Source organism: Actinomadura chokoriensis (genome assembly GCF_039529475.1).
GTDB lineage: Bacteria > Actinomycetota > Actinomycetes > Streptosporangiales > Streptosporangiaceae > Spirillospora > Spirillospora bangladeshensis.
Genome location: NZ_BAAAMW010000003.1, coordinates 463,964 through 481,303, shown reverse-complemented (window position 1 = coordinate 481,303; position 17,340 = coordinate 463,964). Strand labels below are relative to the sequence as shown.

Sequence of the window (17,340 nt, the reverse complement as noted above, 5' to 3'; positions counted from 1 at the left end):
GTGCAGCACTATTCGATCCCGATGCCCGGGCCGCCGGACGGCGGCCGGCCATCGAGACTTCGCCGTGATTCAACCACGCTCCGGCGTCGTACACGCACGTAATCGCCCACTCGGGCGAAAGTTCGCGCCGTCCCGTCTGACCTGCTGATCTACCGGTCAGGGCAGGGGAGGACAGGCCACCGGCGCCGGGGCGTTCCCGTAGTTTTGCCCAGGCTGGCAAACTGAAAACCTGATGGGCGTCCAAAGATCTTCAACTCCCCTCGACCGGCTCCTCGCCGACCCGTCGCGGCGCGGGCGCATCACCCATGTGGAGAGCGTTCCCGCACGTCAGGGCCGCCGAGCCGGCTGGCCGGCGTGGGCGCCCCCGCTGCTCGTCGAGCGTCTCGCGGCGGCCGGCATCGAGGCGCCCTGGGAGCACCAGGCCACCGCCGCCGAACACGCCCGCGCGGGACGGTCTGTGATCATCGCCACAGGGACCGCGTCCGGCAAATCCCTCGCCTACCTGCTGCCCTGCATCGAGGCGATCCATGCCGGGGAGGACAACCCTCGTCAGGAGGGGACGGTCCTCTACCTGTCGCCGACCAAGGCGCTGGCCGCCGACCAGCTCCGGGCGCTCCGCTCCCTGCACCTCACGCGGGTGCGGGCGGCGACCTACGACGGCGACACGCCGCACGACGAGCGGACGTGGGTCCGGCAGCACGCGAACTACGTGCTGACGAACCCGGACATGCTGCACCGATCGATCCTGCCTGGGCATGCCCGGTGGTCCTCTTTCCTGCGCCGCCTCCGCTACGTCGTCATCGACGAGGCCCATGGTTACCGGGGCGTGTTCGGGTCCCACGTCGCACAGGTGCTGCGGCGGTTGCGCCGGGTGTGCAAGCGGTATCACGCGTCGCCGACGTTCATTCTCGCGTCGGCGACGACGTCGTCGCCCGCGTCTGCCGCGTCCCGCCTTACCGGGCTGGACGTCATCGCCGTGGACGACGACGCATCACCGCGTGGCCCGGCAACGTTCGCCCTATGGGAGCCGCCGTTGACGGAGCTGCGCGGTGAGCGCGGTGCACCCGTCCGTCGTACCGCCACGGCCGAGGCAGGCGACCTTCTAGCGGACCTCGTTGTGGAGGGCGTCCAGACTCTCGCGTTCGTCCGGACCAGGCGCGGGGCAGAGTCGGTGGCCCTCAGCGCCAAGCGCGCGCTGCACGAGGTCACGCCGGCCTTGGCCGACCAGGTCGCCGCTTACCGCGCGGGCTATCTGCCCGAGGAACGGCGTGCGCTCGAAGCAGCCCTTCGCTCCCGCTCCATCGTCGGCTTGGCGAGCACGAACGCCCTTGAACTGGGGGTGGACGTCTCCGGGCTGGACGCCGTCCTCGTCTGCGGCTGGCCCGGCACCCGCGCGTCCCTCTGGCAGCAGGCCGGACGTGCCGGACGTTCCGGGCAACCCGCCCTCGCCATTCTCGTGGCCCGGGACGATCCGCTCGACACGTTCCTCGTCCACCACCCCGAGGCGATCTTCGGGACGCCGGTCGAGGCGACCGTCCTCGACCCGGACAACCCCTACGTCCTGGAACCGCACCTCTGCTCCGCCGCGTCCGAGATCCCGCTCACCGAGGACGACCTCCCGCTGTTCGGCCCGGCGACCGCCGACCTGCTGCCCGACCTCGTCCGCCGCGGCCTCCTCCGCCGGCGCCCCGCCGGCTGGTACTGGACGCGCCGCGACAAGGCCGCCGACCTGGCCGACATCCGCGGAGCGGGCGGCGCCCCCATCCAGGTGGTCGAGATGTCGACCGGACGCCTCCTCGGCACCGTGGACGAGGCATCGGCGCACACGACCGTCCACGAAGGCGCCGTCTACATCCACCAGGGCGAGTCCTACATCGTCCAGACACTCGACCTGGACGACTCCGTCGCGCTCGTAGAAGCGGCCGACCCCGACTACTCGACGACCGCCCGCGACGTGACCGACATCAGCATCGTCGAACGGCTCCGCTCGATTTCCTGGGGCGAGGCCACACTCTGCTTCGGAACCGTCGAAGTCACCCGCCAGGTGGTCGCCTACCAGATGCGCCGCCTGCAGACAGGCGAGATGCTCGGCGAGAAGCCCCTCGACCTACCGCCCCGCACCCTGCGCACCCGCGCCGTGTGGTGGACGCTCTCCGAATCGCAGATCTCGTCCCTGGACGACGATCTCGACCTGGCGGGCGCCGCCCACGCCGCCGAACACGCCTCGATCGGCCTGCTGCCCCTGTTCGCCACATGCGACCGCTGGGACATCGGCGGCGTGTCCACGGCCGTCCACCCCGACACGGGCCTGCTCACCGTCTTCGTGTACGACGGCCATGAGGGAGGCGCCGGATTCGCCGAACGGGGTTACGCGGACGCCTCGTCCTGGCTCCACGCGACACGAGACGCCATCGAGTCCTGCGAGTGCGACACGGGCTGCCCGTCCTGCATTCAGTCACCGAAGTGCGGCAACGGCAACGACCCCCTGGACAAGCAAGGCGCCTTGTCTCTCCTCGCCGTCCTCCTGGCCAAGGCTCCCGAGTAGCGGGCCTCAGTTCGGTGCGACGCGCTGGGCCGGCACCGAAGGCCCGTCCATCCCGCGGCGTGCCTGGGCGAGCGCCTGCTGCAACTTCCGCCGCTCCATCTCCAGCGTCTGCAGCGACTCCTCATGCTCTTCCCGCAGGTCGCGCAGCTCACGGCGCACGTTGATCGCCCGCCTGAAGCCCAGCGCCGCCACCATCACACCGGCCATGAACACGATCGCCACCACGGCCCCGGCCATGAAGATGTGCCACTCCTGCGTGACCCCTGGAATCGCGTCGCCGAACACGGACATCTGCGCGCCGCCCGTGTTGTCCAGTACCACGGCCACGCCCACCGCACCGGCGGCGAGCGCGACGATCAGCCCCAGGAAGATCATGCGGAGGTCTCCTCTCCATCCGGCCCCAACGAACAGGACCGAGGTCTCGGACGACAGGACGCATTGTCGGACGAACCGGGTGATCCAACTGGCAAGGCAGCCTAGACCCTGCCCAAACCCCCCGCCAGCCCCACCCAGCCGTCGCCCCCCTCGCCCCCACCCCGCCCAACACAGCAGGACCCGCAGCCCCTCCACACCGCACAAACGCCCAACAAACCCGAACCCACCCCCCACGCGACCAGGCACCACTACCCCAAGCCCAACTCCACACAAAACACGGCAACACCGCCCCCACAGACACAGCACGCCCGCGCGAACCCCATCCCCCGGCACCAAGCGGTGCGCGATGTCGCACCTGCGCCCGCAACGCATGCGACAGCCTTGCAGCGCCCCCGTAACTACGGCACACACACCGCGAGACAGACGTGTACCCACAACACCGTGCGTCAGGACGCTGTGCAGCGGCCCCATGGCTACGCGATCCAGTTCCCGATCAGTGACGGCGCAGTATCGGCAGGCGCCCCCGCCGCGTCCAACCCCCCCTACCTTCACCACCCACAAGCCCAACGCGACCCAAGCCCGACCCACCGCCAGCCCGAAACGATACGAAGCCACCGCGACGCACCCCCGGCCCAACGCGGTGCTAGCCCAACCCGAGGCGAGCCCGACCCGACGCTAGCCCGAGGCGAGCCCGACGCGGTGCTAGCCCGAGGCGAGCCCGACCCGACGCGAGCCCCACGCGACGCGAGCCCCACGCGGTGCTAGCCCGAGGCGAGCCCGACGCGGTGCTAGCCCAAGGCGAGCCCAACGCGACGCGAGCCCGACCCGAGGCGAGCCCGACCCGACGCGAGCCCCACGCGGTGCTAGCCCGAGGCGAGCCCGACGCGGTGCTAGCCCAAGGCGAGCCCAACGCGACGCGAGCCCGACCCGACACGAGCCCCACGCGGTGCTAGCCCAAGGCGAGCCCAACGCGACGCGAGCCCGCCCCGACGCAAGCCCGAGCCGACGCGAGCCCAACGCGGTGCTAGCCCGACCCGAAGCGAGCCCGACGGGATGCTAGGTAAGCGGGGCGCAAAGCCAGCGGGGTGCTTTAGGCCGACCGGATGCGAGCCGGGGCGAGTTTTGGTGATGTCGCGGGGTGCTTGCGGTTACTTGCGGCGGCGGCCGTGCTTGGGCTTGTTGTTCTCGGGGGTGGGTTTCGCGAGGCGGACGTTCACGCCGCCAGAAGCCTTGCCGAGAGTCGCGGGACGGCGCGCGGGCTTGGTCTTCGATGCCGACTTGCCGGCGGACTTCGCCTGCTTGATGCCGGACAGGACCGGGCCCGTCTTGGCGATGGCCTCGGCGCGCGCGATCTGCTCCTGGGCCTTTTTGACCCGCTTGCGGCCGGTGCCGCTCCGCGCGATCCGGGCTGCCATGCCATTGCTGCTGGTGCCCGCCTGGGCGACGCGCAGACGCCGCGTCCAGGTCCCGAGGTGGGCGGCGACGATCAGCAGGATCAGCGCGATGCCCACGCTCTTGCCCCACTGGAGCCGGTCGGTGGCCGCAACGTTCTGGGCCTTCGGCGAGTCGGTGGCGATCTGGGGCGCCGGGTAGGTGAAGCCGGGCGTCGCGCCGTCCGGCTGGACGGACGGGAGCGTGACCGGCGACTCGTTGTTGAACGGCGTCAGCGGCGTGTTGGCGCTGGGGACGCTGGAGTTGGACGGGAGGGACGGAACGCTGCCCCCACCGGGAAGCGTCCCGGAAACGCCGCCCACGTTGGCGGTTGCCGAAGAGGTACTCGAGTACAGCGACCCACCCGTGCCGTTGGAGCGGCTCGCGCGGACGCCCACGGCGACGGCACCGCTGGACCGGGTCAGCGACAAGGTGGCCGAGCAGCTGGTCCCCTGGCAGAGGGAGCCGACCGAGCCCGACCTGGACTTCAACCCGGAGCCGGAGAGCGCGTAGCCGATGAGGTCGTCCTCCAGGCCGCGGTTCCACTTCACGACGAGCTTTCGGCCGGACACGTTCGCGGAAACTCCGGTGGGAGCGGCCGGAGCGATCCGCACCGTGAAGGTGTTGGAGTCGTAGATGTGCCCGGTCTGCTTCCCCTTGAGGAAGACCTTGTAGGAACCGTTCCGGGTGATCGGGAAGGTGCCGGCCATGTCCCCGGAGAAGCCCTTCTCGGCGAGGAACATGTCGCCGATTCCGGGGCCGTTCACCCGCAGCTGCATGGTGACCGCGAAGTCGAAGTGCGCCTTGGCCGTCAGCTGGGACCCGCTGGTGATGACCGCCCCGTCCGCCGGGGTGATCACACTCGTCGAGGCCGCCTGCGCGGGCAGCGCGGCGAGCACGGGAAAGCTCATCGCAAGGGGCGCCGCGAGCGCGACTGCACCGATCCTGCGAATGATGGTCACGCCTCAATCCCTTCGACAGCGTCCTGCTCGTCTTCATCCCGCCGAGGGCCTGCGGGGGGCATACGCGTCCGGTGGTAACTATGGGCTTACAGCAGCGTAACGTACCACCGGGTAGCAGAAGTCACAGGACGATGACAAAGAGAAACGGGTTGGCATCCTCCGCGACACCTCCCACCCTATTGACATCCAGTGCAACGAGCCGTGTCGCGTCAGGGTACGCCGTCTCGCCCCACGGGGCCAGCCCTGGCCCGGGAAACGACTCGCAGGTTCCCGATCCCCATCGGCACCTTCAGCGGGACGGTCACCGAGACCGCGGCGGTGTCTCCGCTCACCCGGCAACCGGACAGCCGGGCACCGGACTCGACCGCGATGTCCGCGGCCCGCCGGCAAGCGGCTTCATCCCCTTCCGCGACGTACGCGGCGGCCGCCAACGCCGCCATGTCGGCTGCGGCATCCCCCCGGTGCCGCGCCGCCCGCACCCCGCCCACCGCGATCGCCGCCACTCCAGCGACCCACACAACGGCAGCGAACGCCACCACCCAGATCGTCCCCGACCCCCGATCCGTCCCCCACAACCGCGACCACGACACCACGCCCCCTCCAATCTCCAATCCACCAGTTGGACACCCCAATCACCCACCCACCCCACACCCGACCGGCCCCGCGCCGGCCCCCGCAACCACTGACCCACGGGGCCGACCGTCCGGCCCCCAACCGATCCACGCGGCTGGCCGCCCCGCACCCAACGGACCCACGCGGCTGGCCGCCCCGCACCCAACGGACCCACGCGGCTGGCCGCCCCGCACCCAACAGACCCACGCGGCTGGCCGCCCCGCACCCAACAGACCCGCGTGGCTGGCCTGTCCGGCGCCCAACCGGTCCGGTAGCGGGCTCGCGACCACCCAGGCCACGTAACCACCAACCCCGTATAACCGACCGGCGCGCATGGCCGGCCGCCCCCATAACAGACCGCCCCATGCAGCCGACCAACCCACGCAGTCGACCGACTCTCGCGGTCGGACAGGCGCAGCAATAGACGAACTTCTTGCAGCAAGCCGATCCGCTTAACAGGCCGCAGGTCAGCGGGTTGGCCCGCCTAGACGGTCGACCGGCGTGGCCAGGCGCCCCAACTGGCCCACGTAGCCGGCCAGCCCGCGTAGGCGCGACCTACACGCGTATGCAGTCAGCCCGGCTTCAGCGCTAATGCGCGCGGACGGGGCCGCACTAAGCATGTCGCTGGGTGCCAGCAGTAGCCCGCTCGTGCCCTCGGCGGGTCATGTATCGCACCGAGTGATGGCGACGCACCTCGCGCAGGGATGCTTACTGCCCTGGATCTTCACCTCCTGTCTGGTCTTCGGTGTGTCGGCCGACGCCGGGTTCTGTTGCGGCGGCCACGTGGGCATGGACGATCAAGGACGGGAGGCCAACGGCCGCTGGGGGTGCGACGGGGGTGGACACGTCCACGTGGACGGTGGCCTCGTCGCGGCGGACACGCACGGTCGCCCCTTTCGGAACGGCCCTCACCACGAGGTCTCGGACGGCGGTGAGGGACTCGCCCCTCGCCGCCGCGCGGGCGCCGGTCCGGGCGGCGTCCGTGCAGGTGAGCTGCACGGACACAGCGGACAAGCCCCACAGCGCGACAGCTGTGATCAGCACGAGGGCGGGGAGCGCCACGGCGATCTCCGCCGTGGCCGTCCCGCGATCCCTCAGCTGGCGATTTTGAGTGCCTTCTCGATGATCTGTAAGAGCAGGGATTTCACCTGTGAGCTCGTGAGGATCTTGAACAGCAGGCCGGCGAAGGCCGCCGCGGCGATGGTGCCGACCGCGTATTCCGCGGTGGACATCCCGCGGTCCCCGCACATTGTGGACCACCGCTGCACCACCATCTTCATCGCCCGCATGGGGCTCCTTTCGCTCGTGGTTCTTCTCAAGGCTGCTGTGCCGGGGCTCCCGACGACGCCCGAACGCGATTCTGTGGAAAACCCCGGCTCACCAGGGCACGAGGATCGTCGAAGCGATCCCCGCGACGGCCGGGACGACGCCGAGGAGGATGAAGGCGGGCAGGAAGCAGAGCCCTAGCGGGGCCAGCGCCCGGATGCCCGCGGCACGGGCTCTCTCAGCGGCCGCCGCACGCGCCGTACGGCGCTGATCGCGCGCGAGCCGGCTGAGGGACGGCGCCAGGGCCGATCCGGTGGACGCCGCACGGACCGCCGCACGGGCCAGCGGCGCGAGCATCGGCTCCTTCGTGAGCGCGAGCCATGCCTCCGCAGGATCGGCTCCCAGCCGGATCTGGACGGAAACGGCCCGCAACTCGTCCCCGAGGGGCCCTCCGACCGCGTCCGCGACCGCGGCCACCGCGTCCTGCCATGGGGCACCGCCGCGGAGGCATGCGGCAAGGAGGTCCACTGCGACGGGGAGGTCCGCGACGAGGCGCGCCCGTCTGCGCCTGCGCTCCGCGCTTCCCACGCGTCCGAACGCGAACCAGACGGCCACGGCGGCGAGGACTCCTACGACGGCGCCCGTCAGGCCTCCGAACATCACGAGGCAGAGCACCCCTGTCGCGCCCGCAGCCACACGCCGAAGGAGGACGTCGCGTACTCGGCCTTCCTGCCGACGAGTCCCGTCGTCGCTGCCCATCCGCGCGGCTTCTTCCGTCCCATGCTGGTTGGAGCGCCGCGGGTCTCTCCCGCTCGGGTTTTCGGATGGCGGACGTTCCCGGAACTGGCTCATCAACCTCTTGGCCCCGGTGTTCTTCCGCCGAGGGAGAAGAAACGCCGCAACTGCCGCGCAGAGCACGGCCGCCAACGCGGTCATCACTCACTGACCTCTCCGTTTGTCCATGTCTCGCGGCTGCGCGAGGTCGACGCTCCAAGAGCGGGCCCCGGTCCCAGACCTGGCCGGTCGAAGCCCGCCCTGACATCCGCAATGCGGCCACCGGCCAGCGGTGGAACAGCGCGCGTCCGATGTGAGCGCCGTGTGGGGTCGATGTCGAAGGTGCCGGTGAGCGGCAGGCCCACCGTGAGCGGTCTGCCAGCCTCGACCGCGATGTCCTTGATCTCGAACGGCAGTTGAGCGCCGAGCCGGGGTGAATTAGTAGCGGACGGACTGTGGACGGTTAGTAAGGGGACTCAGCGGACTTGGCCAGGCGGCGGGTCCAGTGGAGGCCGAGCAGGTTGAGGGCTGTGCCCGTGATCAGGCATGCCAGCCCCGGGAGGGTGGTGCAAAGGAACGGGATCGGGTGGGCTCCCAGGGCCGCCGCCATACCCAGGCCAAGGAGGGGGAGCAAGGCGAGCAGGCGAGCCGTGGCTCGGGGCCCGGCCAGGTGGACGGCCACGTCCTGGCGCTGGGACTCTTCGTCGCGGAGTGCGCCCGCCAAGCCGTCCAGGACGGTGGCAAGCGTGCCGCCGCGTTCCGCACCGATGCGCCAGCAGGCCGCCAGGAGGCGCAGCCCTTCCGCTCCCGGCCTGATCGCCAGCTCGTCCAGATTCTCTGGCGGCGGACGGGGGGCGTGGAGGAGTTCCCGTGACACCTGTGGGTCCAGGACGGCGGCGGCCGCCGCGAACGCCTCGTCGGGGGTCCGGCCGGCGGACAGTTCGGCGGCCATGGCATCGCACAGTTCGATGACGGACGTCCGTCGGCGCTGCGGCAGGGTCCTCTGTTCCCTCAGCGCAGCCACCCGGGCCTTGAGGACGCGCAAGAGGTCGATGGGCGGAGGCGACACGAGGCGGTCGAGGCGGCGGAGGGCGGGAGCGGGGGTCAGGAGCATCCAGACGGCGGCGGCCGAGCAGAGAGCCGCCAATGGGGCGATCATCGGCGCCCTCGCAACCTGGCTTGGAGGGCATTGGCACCGTGTGCTGGGACGACTTCGCCGGACGCGGTGAAAGAGACCGCGGGTACGACGCCGACGAGCCCGTCCGGTGCCCGGCGCAGGAGGCAGATCTCGGCCACTCGGCGGTGGCCTCCACCCGGATCGCGCACCAGGTGGACGACGACGTCCAAGGCGGCGGCCAACTGGCTGTGGACCGCTTCCCGGCTCAGGCCGGCCGCGCAGGCCAGCGCCTCGAGCCGAGCCGGTACGTCTGCGGCCGTGTTGGCGTGAAGGGTTCCGCAGCCGCCTTCGTGTCCCGTGTTGAGCGCTTGCAGCAGGACCACAACCTCGTGGCCCCTTACTTCACCCACCACGAGGCGGTCGGGGCGCATGCGGAGTGCCTGGCGGACGAGGTCGTTCAACGTCACGCCTCCGGCGCCCTCCACATTGGGCGGACGGGCCTCCAGTCGTACTACGTGCGGATGGTCCGGTTTGAGCTCGGCGGAGTCTTCGACGAGAACCAGTCGTTCAGTGGGGCTCGCCAAGGACAGCAGACCGCTCAGGAGAGTGGTCTTTCCGGATCCGGTGCCACCGGTGATCAGGAAGGCGGCGCGGGATTCGATGAGTGCCGCGAGGAGGTCGGCTCCCTCGGGTGGGATGGTCCGGGCCGTGACCAGTTCGTCCAGGGTGAAGGCCCGGCGCCGGGGCAGCCGGAGGGACAGGCATGTGCCGCCCGCAGCCACCGGCGGCAGGACGGCATGGAGCCGAACTCCGCCCGGCAACCGGGCGTCCGCATAGGGAGCCGCGTCATCGAGTCGGCGTCCGGCGGCAGCGGTGAGGCGCTGAGCCAAGCGCCGCAGCGTCGCCTCGTCGGTGAAGCGCACTGGGGTGCGGACGAGGCCGGCGCCTGTGTCCGCCCAGACCTCGTCCGGGCCGTTCACCAGGACGTCGGTGACATCGGGGGACCGCAGCAACGGCTCCAGTGGCCCGGCGCCGACGAACTCTGCGCATAACTCGTCCGCCAACGCCAGTACCTCACGATCGCCGAGCAGCCGCTCCTCCGCACGTAGCGCTGCGGCGACCCGCCCTGTCGTCGCCTCCCCGCCGCTGCCAGCGAGCCGATCCCGCACCGCGTCCGACAACCTGTTCACGCCTCTCCCCTCCAGAACAACCCACTCCACGCCGCGACGTTCACGGCATGCCCCACTTCCCTCCGCTTCCTCCCGTCCACGACTGAACGCCCGGCTCGCCGTCTGGCTGCGGCGAACTGCTTGACACCTACCGGATGACCCGAGAGGGCAGCGTGTCCCCGTTGCCGACCGGCGTATCCCGATCGCGGGGCCGCCCGTGGGAGCGCTGATGGGACAGGGCAGGCCGCTGCGGAGCCGGTCCTTGCGGAGCCAGACATTGCGCAGGCCGGACGATGTGCGCCGCGTTGTCGCACGCCACGTTGTTGAAGTGGCGCGTCGTGCATGAGGGCCAGTAGCGCGAACGCCTCGATGGTGCCGCCGCGTAGTGGGGGCCGCGTAGGCCGCCAGGTTGAGAGACCGCCGCATCGTCGTGGCGCCGCCGCGTCGGACCGCCACATCGCCAAGAGCACGCCGCCCGGCGCTGCGCAGTTCGGCCACCGCCTTGCAGGACCACCACGTGATGGTGGCGCCGCACCGTCGGACCGCCACATCGCCAGGAGCGCCCCGCGCGGCGCTGCGCAGTTCAGCCACCGCCTTGCGGGACTGTCACGTGGTGGTGGCGCCGCCGCGTTGGGCCGCCGCATCGCCGGGAGCGCAGCGTAAAGGCAGCGCGTAGTCGGAGCGCCGCATAGTGGCGACGGGGCCTTGTGGGGTCGTCGCGTTGTGGGAGGGCCGGCTCGTCGGGGTGCCGTGGAGGTGGCGCATCGCAGAAGCGCTTCGTTGTAGGAGCGTCTCGTTGTGGGTGGGGTCATGCTGCTTCTCGGTAGGCGTAGGGCTGGAGGGCCAGGTCGGCCAAGGTCTTGGTGCAGAAGTCCGCTAGGGGGCCGCGGCGGCAGGCTCGTTCTAGGGCTCCCTCGTCCGTGGCGGTGGGGAGGCGGCGGTCGCGGTCGAAGGTGCCGGCGGACGGGAGGTTCAGGGCGTGGGCCACCGCGTCGGGGGTGAGGCCGCCGGGGGACGGGCCCTGGACGACCAGGCGCAGGTCGGCGGTGTCGCGGCGGAGGGCGGTGGCCAGGCCGTCGGCGGCGACCGTCGCACGGACCTCGGCGGGGACGAGCAGGAACGTGATGTCGGCGGAGCGCAGGGCGGCGCGGCCGACGTCGCCCGGGTAGCGGGGGACGTCCGCGATGACCAGGTCGAAGCCGCGGACGGCGGCGTCGAACAGGGTGCGGACGGCCTCGTCCGAGACGGGGACGGGTTCACCACGCCGCCAGGACAGGACGGAGAGGTCGCCCGTGCGAGGAAGCGCCTCGCGGAGCGTCGCGGTGTTCAGGCGGCCGCGGCGTTCGGCCAGGTCATGCCAGCGGACGCCCTCGTGCTCCTCCAGCCCCAGCATGAGGTCGATGCCGCCGCCGAACGGGTCGGCGTCGATGAGGAGGGTGCGCAGGCCCTGGCCTGCGGCGGCCAGGCCGAGTGCGGTGGCGAGGACGCTGGCGCCGGCGCCACCACGGGAGCCGACGACGCAGAGGGTGGTCGCCCAGCCGCCTTCGGGCTCGCAGGCGGCGGCGAACGCGTTGATCAGCCAGTCCTCGTGGTCGGGCAACGCGGCGACGTCCTGCGCGCCCGCCTCGACCGCGAGGCGGTAGGCCTCGGAAGTGGCGCCTTCGGACGTGACGAGGACGACGCCGGGGCGGCGCTGGAGACCGGCGGACGCCACGTCGGCGGCCATGTCGGCGCCCACGAGGATCAGGGCCGGCCACGTCCAGGCGGGTCTGGCCTCGTCGGGCCCATAGGCGACCTCCGCGTGGGCGTCGGCGGCGGCCGCGAGCCGGAGCAGGCCGTCGGCGAGGGCGGGGTCACCGGTGACGATCAGTGCCGCGAGGTTCATTCGGATGCTCCTTCGACGTTCGGAGACACCCACCTTGCGTCCCGGGGTGCAGCGGACGACGCGGTTCCACAAACTGTGGATAACTTCGGCGGGCATCAGCCAACGGCAGACCCGGGCCACGGGCGTCCAGCGGCCAGGCGCCCGACCACTGGCGGCAGGCGGACGGAGGCGGGCGGCGGACGACGCACAACCGGCGGCAGATGGCGGTGACAAACGGCCAGCGGGTTGGCGGTGGACCATCAGCGACCAGTGACGGGCGTCAGGCGGCCGACCGCTGGTTGGGGCCGGTGGCGGCAAACGGCGACAGGCGGGGTGCAACGAGTGGGCGGCCGACCACCGGGCCGGCGACCGGCAGCAGGCCGACGGATGGCGTGTCCGCGGCGGTTCAGCGGCGGACGGCGAGTGACAGGCGGGCGGTTGGTAGGCGGTGGGCCATCACCGGCCGGTGGCGGGCGCTGGGCGGGCGGTGGGGGTTTCCGGAGGGGCTGGTGGATGCCTCGGGGCGGGCGGCGGCGGTTGGGGCCGCCGCCCGCACCGGAGACTGGGCGACCCCCGCCGGGGGGGGAGAGCGGGGGTCGCCGGGCGGGCCGGCTCCGGGGGGGTAGAGCCGATCCGTTTCCAGGAAAGTCTCACTTGGAGTTCAGGGTATGCCGTGCGTAAGTGAGCCCTATGGCAGAGGCAAACTCACTGACTCCAGTCTAGGCAGTTACAACATATGCTGCCCGATCGCCGAGAGTTCCGTCGAGGTGCAAACTCGCCCGCCAGATGACGATTTTTCTCCTCTGGCAGGCAGGATGCCCCCGCCGGGGCGCCGGGCGGCGCCATGCCCTCCACGGTAGGGCGTACCGCGCCCGAGCACACGAAGTGCATCGGGACGGAAGTGGGAGCGTACAGCACATCTAAAGATCCTTCCGGCCGCATCCCCGATCGGCGGCCAAAAAGAAACGATCACGGTGAGTGATCAATTCCGGGACCGCGATGGCAGTTACGGATAGTCCGGAATATCCCCCGTCGCCCCCATCAGGCACCCGTGTCCCGTCCGGTACCGCGCTCCGACAGTCGGCCGGCCTTTCCGAAGAGGGGCTTGTCAACAGGGCAAATGAGGCGTAGACAGGGTCTACGGACCACGTGTCCGAGCACGGCAGCCGGGCACCCACGCGCGACCAGCCGCGGGAGGCGCGTCGAGACGGGCTTGACCCGATCCGACGGATTCGAGGTGCACGCTTGGTAACCCGGTCTGACGTGACTGGCGACGGCGTCCCTCAGCGGGGCGCCGTTCGCTTGGGGTTCCGGGAGCCCTACGCGCGGACGTCCAGGCCGAGGGACGTCGCCAGGACGACCGCCTGATACGCGTCGATCACCGCGCCCCTCAGCCCGTTGGCGAACGGGTCCATCGCGGAGAGGTCGGTGCCGCGCAGATCACAGCCGGAGAAGTCCGCCTGGTGCAGCGCCGCGCCCGACAGGTCGACGCCGCGGATCTCCGCCCCCGCGCAGCGCGCACCGGTCAGGTCGGCCTCGCGCATGCGCACGTCCGTGAACGACGCCCGGCGCAGGTCGGCCCCCGGCAGGCCCGTGAACGACCAGTCGCCGCCCTTCACCTTCAGCAGGTCGTACGTGCAGCCGTCGAACATGCTGCCCACGAGCTTGCATCCGCTGAAGGTGGCGTCGAAGAACCCGCAGCGGACGAAGGTGCAGTTCAGGAACGCCGCATCGGTGTGGGTGGACGCGTTGAAACGCACCCCGCGGAACGTGCAGTCGGTGAAGACGGCACCAACGCCGCTTGCCTCGGTCATGTCGACGTCCACGAACAGGACGCTCTGGTGGTTCTCGCCCGTCAGGTCGCGCGAATCCCAGTTCGCCGCCGAGACCGTGGTCTCGGTCGGGGGCGCAGGACGTCCGTGCATGCGTTCGGCCATCTGACCAGCATGGCCGCACGCACCGACAGAATGAGCGCTCAGCCGCGCATGAACGCTTCGCAGATCGCCTGCGAGTCCCTCGCCGCGGCGGCGATGGCGGACGAGCAGTGCACGATCCACCGCGCGACGCCCTCGGACGTGCCGGACGCGTAGTCCCGCAAGGCCGACGCGTACTCGTCCTGAAGTTCCAGGTGCCCGACCTCGGGCGCGACCAGCGACTTGGGGTCGAGCCCACGGGACACCAAGGTGAGCCGCTGAGCGGCACGCGCGACCAGGCCGTCCCCCCAGCCGAACGGACGCAGCGTCAGCAGCTCGCCGTGCACGACGGCCGAGACCACCAGCGCCGGCGCTTTCGTCGGGGAAGTCAAAAGCCCGCTAAGGGCGTCCAGGCGCGCCGCCACCTCGGACGGCGACGGCGGCTCACCAAGGGCGAGGACGTCCTGCGAGACGGTGTCGGCCGAGCGCGGACGTCCCAGATCGGCGCCGTCGACCGCATCGGCCGCCGCGAGGACGTGGAGCCGGGCGAGCGCCTGGCGTGGCGCCTTCCGCCAGGTCTCCGTCAACGTCCCCAGTTCGGCGGACACGCGCAGCGCGCCCTGCACGACGGGGTCGGACGGGCTGTCGGTGGTGCGGAGCTCCTCCAGCGTGACCGAGGCGCCGTCCAGGACGGCGGACGCGCGGGCGCCGCGCAACGCGGACTCCGTGGACACCTCGGCACTGCGCCGCCGCAGGATGCGATGGCCGAGCAGCCGGTCGACGGCTTTGCGCGCGTCGTCCACGGCGCCGTCCACGCCGGGCAGTTTCGCTACGTCAGCAAGGGCATCGGTCACGGCCCGACCCTACGCGGTCCGCACGGGCACTCGCGAAACGCCCCGCAGAAGCGTAGAACGGAGGCGGTTCCCGGATAGCGAACCTGGGAAGGCCACTCGTGTCGGGGATCACAACACCATCCGGAGCGTGGAGGCCGGTCGAGTTCGTCTTCCACATCAGGGATCCCGCCCTTGTGAAGACCGGGACCTTCCTGGTGAAGTGGGGATACCGGGCGACCCCGCATCACCTAGCAAGGAGTTTCGCGTTGAGCCAGAGCCAAGAGACACTGTCGAACCTTCTGCAGGAGACGCGCCGTTTCGCCCCGCCCGCCGATCTCGCCGCCGACGCCAACGTCAAGGCCGACGCCTACGAGCAGGCGTCCGAGGACAGCCTGGCCTTCTGGGCCGAGCAGGCGGACCGGCTCACTTGGACCAAGCGGTGGGACGACGTCCTCGACTGGAGCAACCCGCCGTTCGCCAAGTGGTACGTGGGCGGCGAGCTGAACGTGGCCTACAACTGCGTCGACCGGCACGTCGAGGCCGGGCGCGGAGCCAAGGTCGCGTACCACTGGGAGGGCGAGCCCGGCGACACCCGCACGCTCACCTACGCCGACCTCCAGCGCGAGGTCAACAAGGCCGCCAACGCCCTGCTCGAACTGGGCGTGCGCAAGGGCGACCGGGTCGCGATCTACCTGCCGATGATCCCCGAGCTGCCGATCTCGATGCTCGCGTGCGCGCGCATCGGCGCGACGCACTCGGTGGTGTTCGGCGGCTTCTCGTCCGAGGCCCTCCGGACCCGCATCGACGACGCGCAGGCCAAGCTCGTCATCACCGCGGACGGCGGGTTCCGGCGCGGCAAGCCGTCCGACCTCAAGGGCATCGTGGACGAGGCCGTCGCGCAGACGCCGACGATCGAGCGCGTCCTCGTGGTGCGCCGCACCGGCGAGGAGGTCACCGAGCACGACCGCGACCTGTGGTGGCACGACGTCGTCGACCGGCAGAGCGAGGAGCACACCGCCGAGCCCATGGACTCGGAGCACCCGCTGTACATTCTGTACACGTCGGGGACGACGGGTAAGCCCAAGGGCATCCTGCACACCACCGGCGGCTACCTGACCCAGTGCGCCTACACGCACTGGGCCGTGTTCGACCTCAAGCCCGAAACGGACGTCTACTGGTGCTCGGCCGACATCGGCTGGGTGACCGGGCACTCCTACATCGTGTACGGGCCGCTCGCCAACGGGTCGACCAGCGTCATCTACGAGGGCACGCCCGACACGCCCAACAAGGGACGCTGGTGGGACGTCATCCAGAAGTACAAGGTGTCCATCTTCTACACCGCGCCCACGGCGATCCGCACGTTCATGAAGTGGGGCGACGACATCCCCGCGCAGTACGACCTGTCGTCCCTGCGCGTGCTCGGGTCCGTCGGCGAGCCGATCAACCCCGAGGCCTACATCTGGTACCGCAAGCACATCGGCGCCGACAGGACGCCGGTGGTCGACACGTGGTGGCAGACGGAGACCGGGGCCATCATGATCAGCCCGCTGCCCGGCATCACGGCCGCGAAGCCGGGCGCGGCGATGCGCCCGCTGCCGGGGATCGCCGCGGACGTCGTGGACGACCAGGGCCGGTCGGTGCCGAACGGCGGCGGCGGGTTCATGGTGCTCCGCGAGCCGTGGCCGGCCATGCTCCGGACGATCTGGGGCGACGACGAGCGGTACATCAAGACGTACTGGTCCCGCTTCGACGGCCTCTACTTCGCCGGTGACGGCGCCAAGAAGGACGAGGACGGCGACATCTGGCTGCTCGGCCGGGTGGACGACGTCATGCTCGTGTCCGGGCACAACATCTCCACCACCGAGGTGGAGTCGGCGCTCGTGTCGCACCCGAAGGTCGCCGAGGCGGCGGTCGTCGGCGCGACCGACCCGGTGACCGGGCAGGCCATCGTCGCGTTCGTGATCCCGCGCGGCAGCGCCGGCGAGGAGGTCGAGGGCCCGGACTTCGCCAAGGAGCTGCGCGACCACGTCTCCAAGGCGCTCGGCCCGATCGCCAAGCCCCGGCAGATCATGATGGTGCCGGAGCTGCCGAAGACCCGCTCCGGCAAGATCATGCGCCGGCTGCTGCGGGACGTCGCCGAGAACCGCAGCATCGGTGACGTCACGACGCTGGCCGACAGCACGGTCATGGACCTGATCGCCGAGAAGCTCCCGGCCGCCAAGTCCGACGACTGACCGACCCGCGAGAAGTCCTACGAGAACGGCCCGCGCCCCCGGGGACGCGGGCCGTTCCCATGCCCGCGGGCCGTTCCCATGCCCACGGGCCGCTCCCATGCCCACGGCAGACAGTCCACGGGCAGGCAGGCAGTCCACGGGCGGCAGGCAGTCCACGGGCGGGCCATGCGGGGGCGGTCCTGCGAGCGCATCGGTGCACGTCCGGCGAGGTGGGCGGCCGCAAGCGACCCACCCCGCGTCAACTA

Annotated in this window: 13 protein-coding genes; 2 read left to right on the top strand and 11 right to left on the bottom strand. The window is 71.0% G+C overall.

All coding sequences use genetic code 11. The features are described from left to right. Positions 1-232: 232 nt before the first annotated feature. The gene (locus ABFX46_RS10325; RefSeq protein WP_346041336.1) at positions 233-2,545 is read left to right on the top strand and encodes a DEAD/DEAH box helicase; all 2,313 of its coding nucleotides are present in this window, start codon (positions 233-235) and stop codon (positions 2,543-2,545) included. A 6-nt stretch (positions 2,546-2,551) separates the two neighbouring features. Here ABFX46_RS10325 and ABFX46_RS10320 read toward each other — a convergent pair whose 3' ends face one another. From ABFX46_RS10320 to ABFX46_RS10270, 11 genes are all read right to left on the bottom strand, one after another. Beyond that, complete coding sequence (locus ABFX46_RS10320; protein WP_346041334.1) at positions 2,552-2,920, bottom strand: hypothetical protein; 369 nt, start codon at positions 2,918-2,920, stop codon at positions 2,552-2,554. Between the two features lie 1,148 nt (positions 2,921-4,068). After that, the gene (locus ABFX46_RS10315) at positions 4,069-5,313 is read right to left on the bottom strand and encodes a hypothetical protein (protein ID WP_346041332.1); all 1,245 of its coding nucleotides are present in this window, start codon (positions 5,311-5,313) and stop codon (positions 4,069-4,071) included. A 209-nt stretch (positions 5,314-5,522) separates the two neighbouring features. Further along, the gene (locus tag ABFX46_RS10310) at positions 5,523-5,903 is read right to left on the bottom strand and encodes an Rv3654c family TadE-like protein (protein ID WP_346041442.1); all 381 of its coding nucleotides are present in this window, start codon (positions 5,901-5,903) and stop codon (positions 5,523-5,525) included. A 730-nt stretch (positions 5,904-6,633) separates the two neighbouring features. Then, on the bottom strand, positions 6,634-7,023 hold the full coding sequence (locus tag ABFX46_RS10305) for a TadE family type IV pilus minor pilin (RefSeq protein WP_346041440.1): 390 nt from the start codon (positions 7,021-7,023) through the stop codon (positions 6,634-6,636). Then, the gene (locus ABFX46_RS10300) at positions 7,020-7,214 is read right to left on the bottom strand and encodes a DUF4244 domain-containing protein (RefSeq protein WP_346041331.1); all 195 of its coding nucleotides are present in this window, start codon (positions 7,212-7,214) and stop codon (positions 7,020-7,022) included. The genes ABFX46_RS10305 and ABFX46_RS10300 overlap by 4 nt, the downstream gene beginning before the upstream one ends. An 88-nt stretch (positions 7,215-7,302) precedes the next feature. Beyond that, a complete protein-coding gene (locus tag ABFX46_RS10295) occupies positions 7,303-7,851 on the bottom strand; it encodes a type II secretion system F family protein (protein WP_346041438.1) in 549 nt (182 codons plus the stop codon). A 577-nt stretch (positions 7,852-8,428) separates the two neighbouring features. Then, entirely contained in the window at positions 8,429-9,112 is a 684-nt protein-coding gene (locus ABFX46_RS10290) for a type II secretion system F family protein (protein ID WP_346041329.1), read from the bottom strand. An 8-nt stretch (positions 9,113-9,120) separates the two neighbouring features. Further along, the gene (locus ABFX46_RS10285; RefSeq protein WP_346041327.1) at positions 9,121-10,272 is read right to left on the bottom strand and encodes a TadA family conjugal transfer-associated ATPase; all 1,152 of its coding nucleotides are present in this window, start codon (positions 10,270-10,272) and stop codon (positions 9,121-9,123) included. A 787-nt stretch (positions 10,273-11,059) separates the two neighbouring features. Next, positions 11,060-12,136: a septum site-determining protein Ssd gene (gene ssd, locus ABFX46_RS10280; protein ID WP_346041326.1), complete on the bottom strand. Its 1,077-nt coding sequence runs from the start codon at positions 12,134-12,136 to the stop codon at positions 11,060-11,062. Positions 12,137-13,434: 1,298 nt separating this feature from the next. Then, positions 13,435-14,052 carry a pentapeptide repeat-containing protein gene (locus ABFX46_RS10275; RefSeq protein ID WP_346041324.1) on the bottom strand — a complete coding sequence of 206 codons (618 nt, stop codon included), beginning with the start codon at positions 14,050-14,052 and terminating at the stop codon, positions 13,435-13,437. A gap of 38 nt (positions 14,053-14,090) precedes the next feature. After that, positions 14,091-14,882 (bottom strand): Fic family protein, encoded by a 792-nt coding sequence (locus ABFX46_RS10270; protein WP_346041323.1) that lies wholly within the window; start codon positions 14,880-14,882, stop codon positions 14,091-14,093. 245 nt (positions 14,883-15,127) lie between these two features. Here ABFX46_RS10270 and acs point away from each other — a divergent pair, with 245 nt between their 5' ends. Next, a complete protein-coding gene (gene acs / locus ABFX46_RS10265; RefSeq protein WP_346041321.1) occupies positions 15,128-17,095 on the top strand; it encodes an acetate--CoA ligase in 1,968 nt (655 codons plus the stop codon). Positions 17,096-17,340: the final 245 nt, after the last annotated feature.

Coding starts and splice junctions, on each gene's coding strand:
- ABFX46_RS10325 (WP_346041336.1), top strand. CDS start 233: ATGGGCGTCCAAAGATCTTCAACTCCCCTCGACCGGCTCCTCGCCGAC.
- ABFX46_RS10320 (WP_346041334.1), bottom strand. CDS start 2,920: ATGATCTTCCTGGGGCTGATCGTCGCGCTCGCCGCCGGTGCGGTGGGC.
- ABFX46_RS10300 (WP_346041331.1), bottom strand. CDS start 7,214: ATGCGGGCGATGAAGATGGTGGTGCAGCGGTGGTCCACAATGTGCGGG.
- ABFX46_RS10295 (WP_346041438.1), bottom strand. CDS start 7,851: ATGTTCGGAGGCCTGACGGGCGCCGTCGTAGGAGTCCTCGCCGCCGTG.
- ssd (WP_346041326.1), bottom strand. CDS start 12,136: ATGAACCTCGCGGCACTGATCGTCACCGGTGACCCCGCCCTCGCCGAC.
- ABFX46_RS10275 (WP_346041324.1), bottom strand. CDS start 14,052: ATGGCCGAACGCATGCACGGACGTCCTGCGCCCCCGACCGAGACCACG.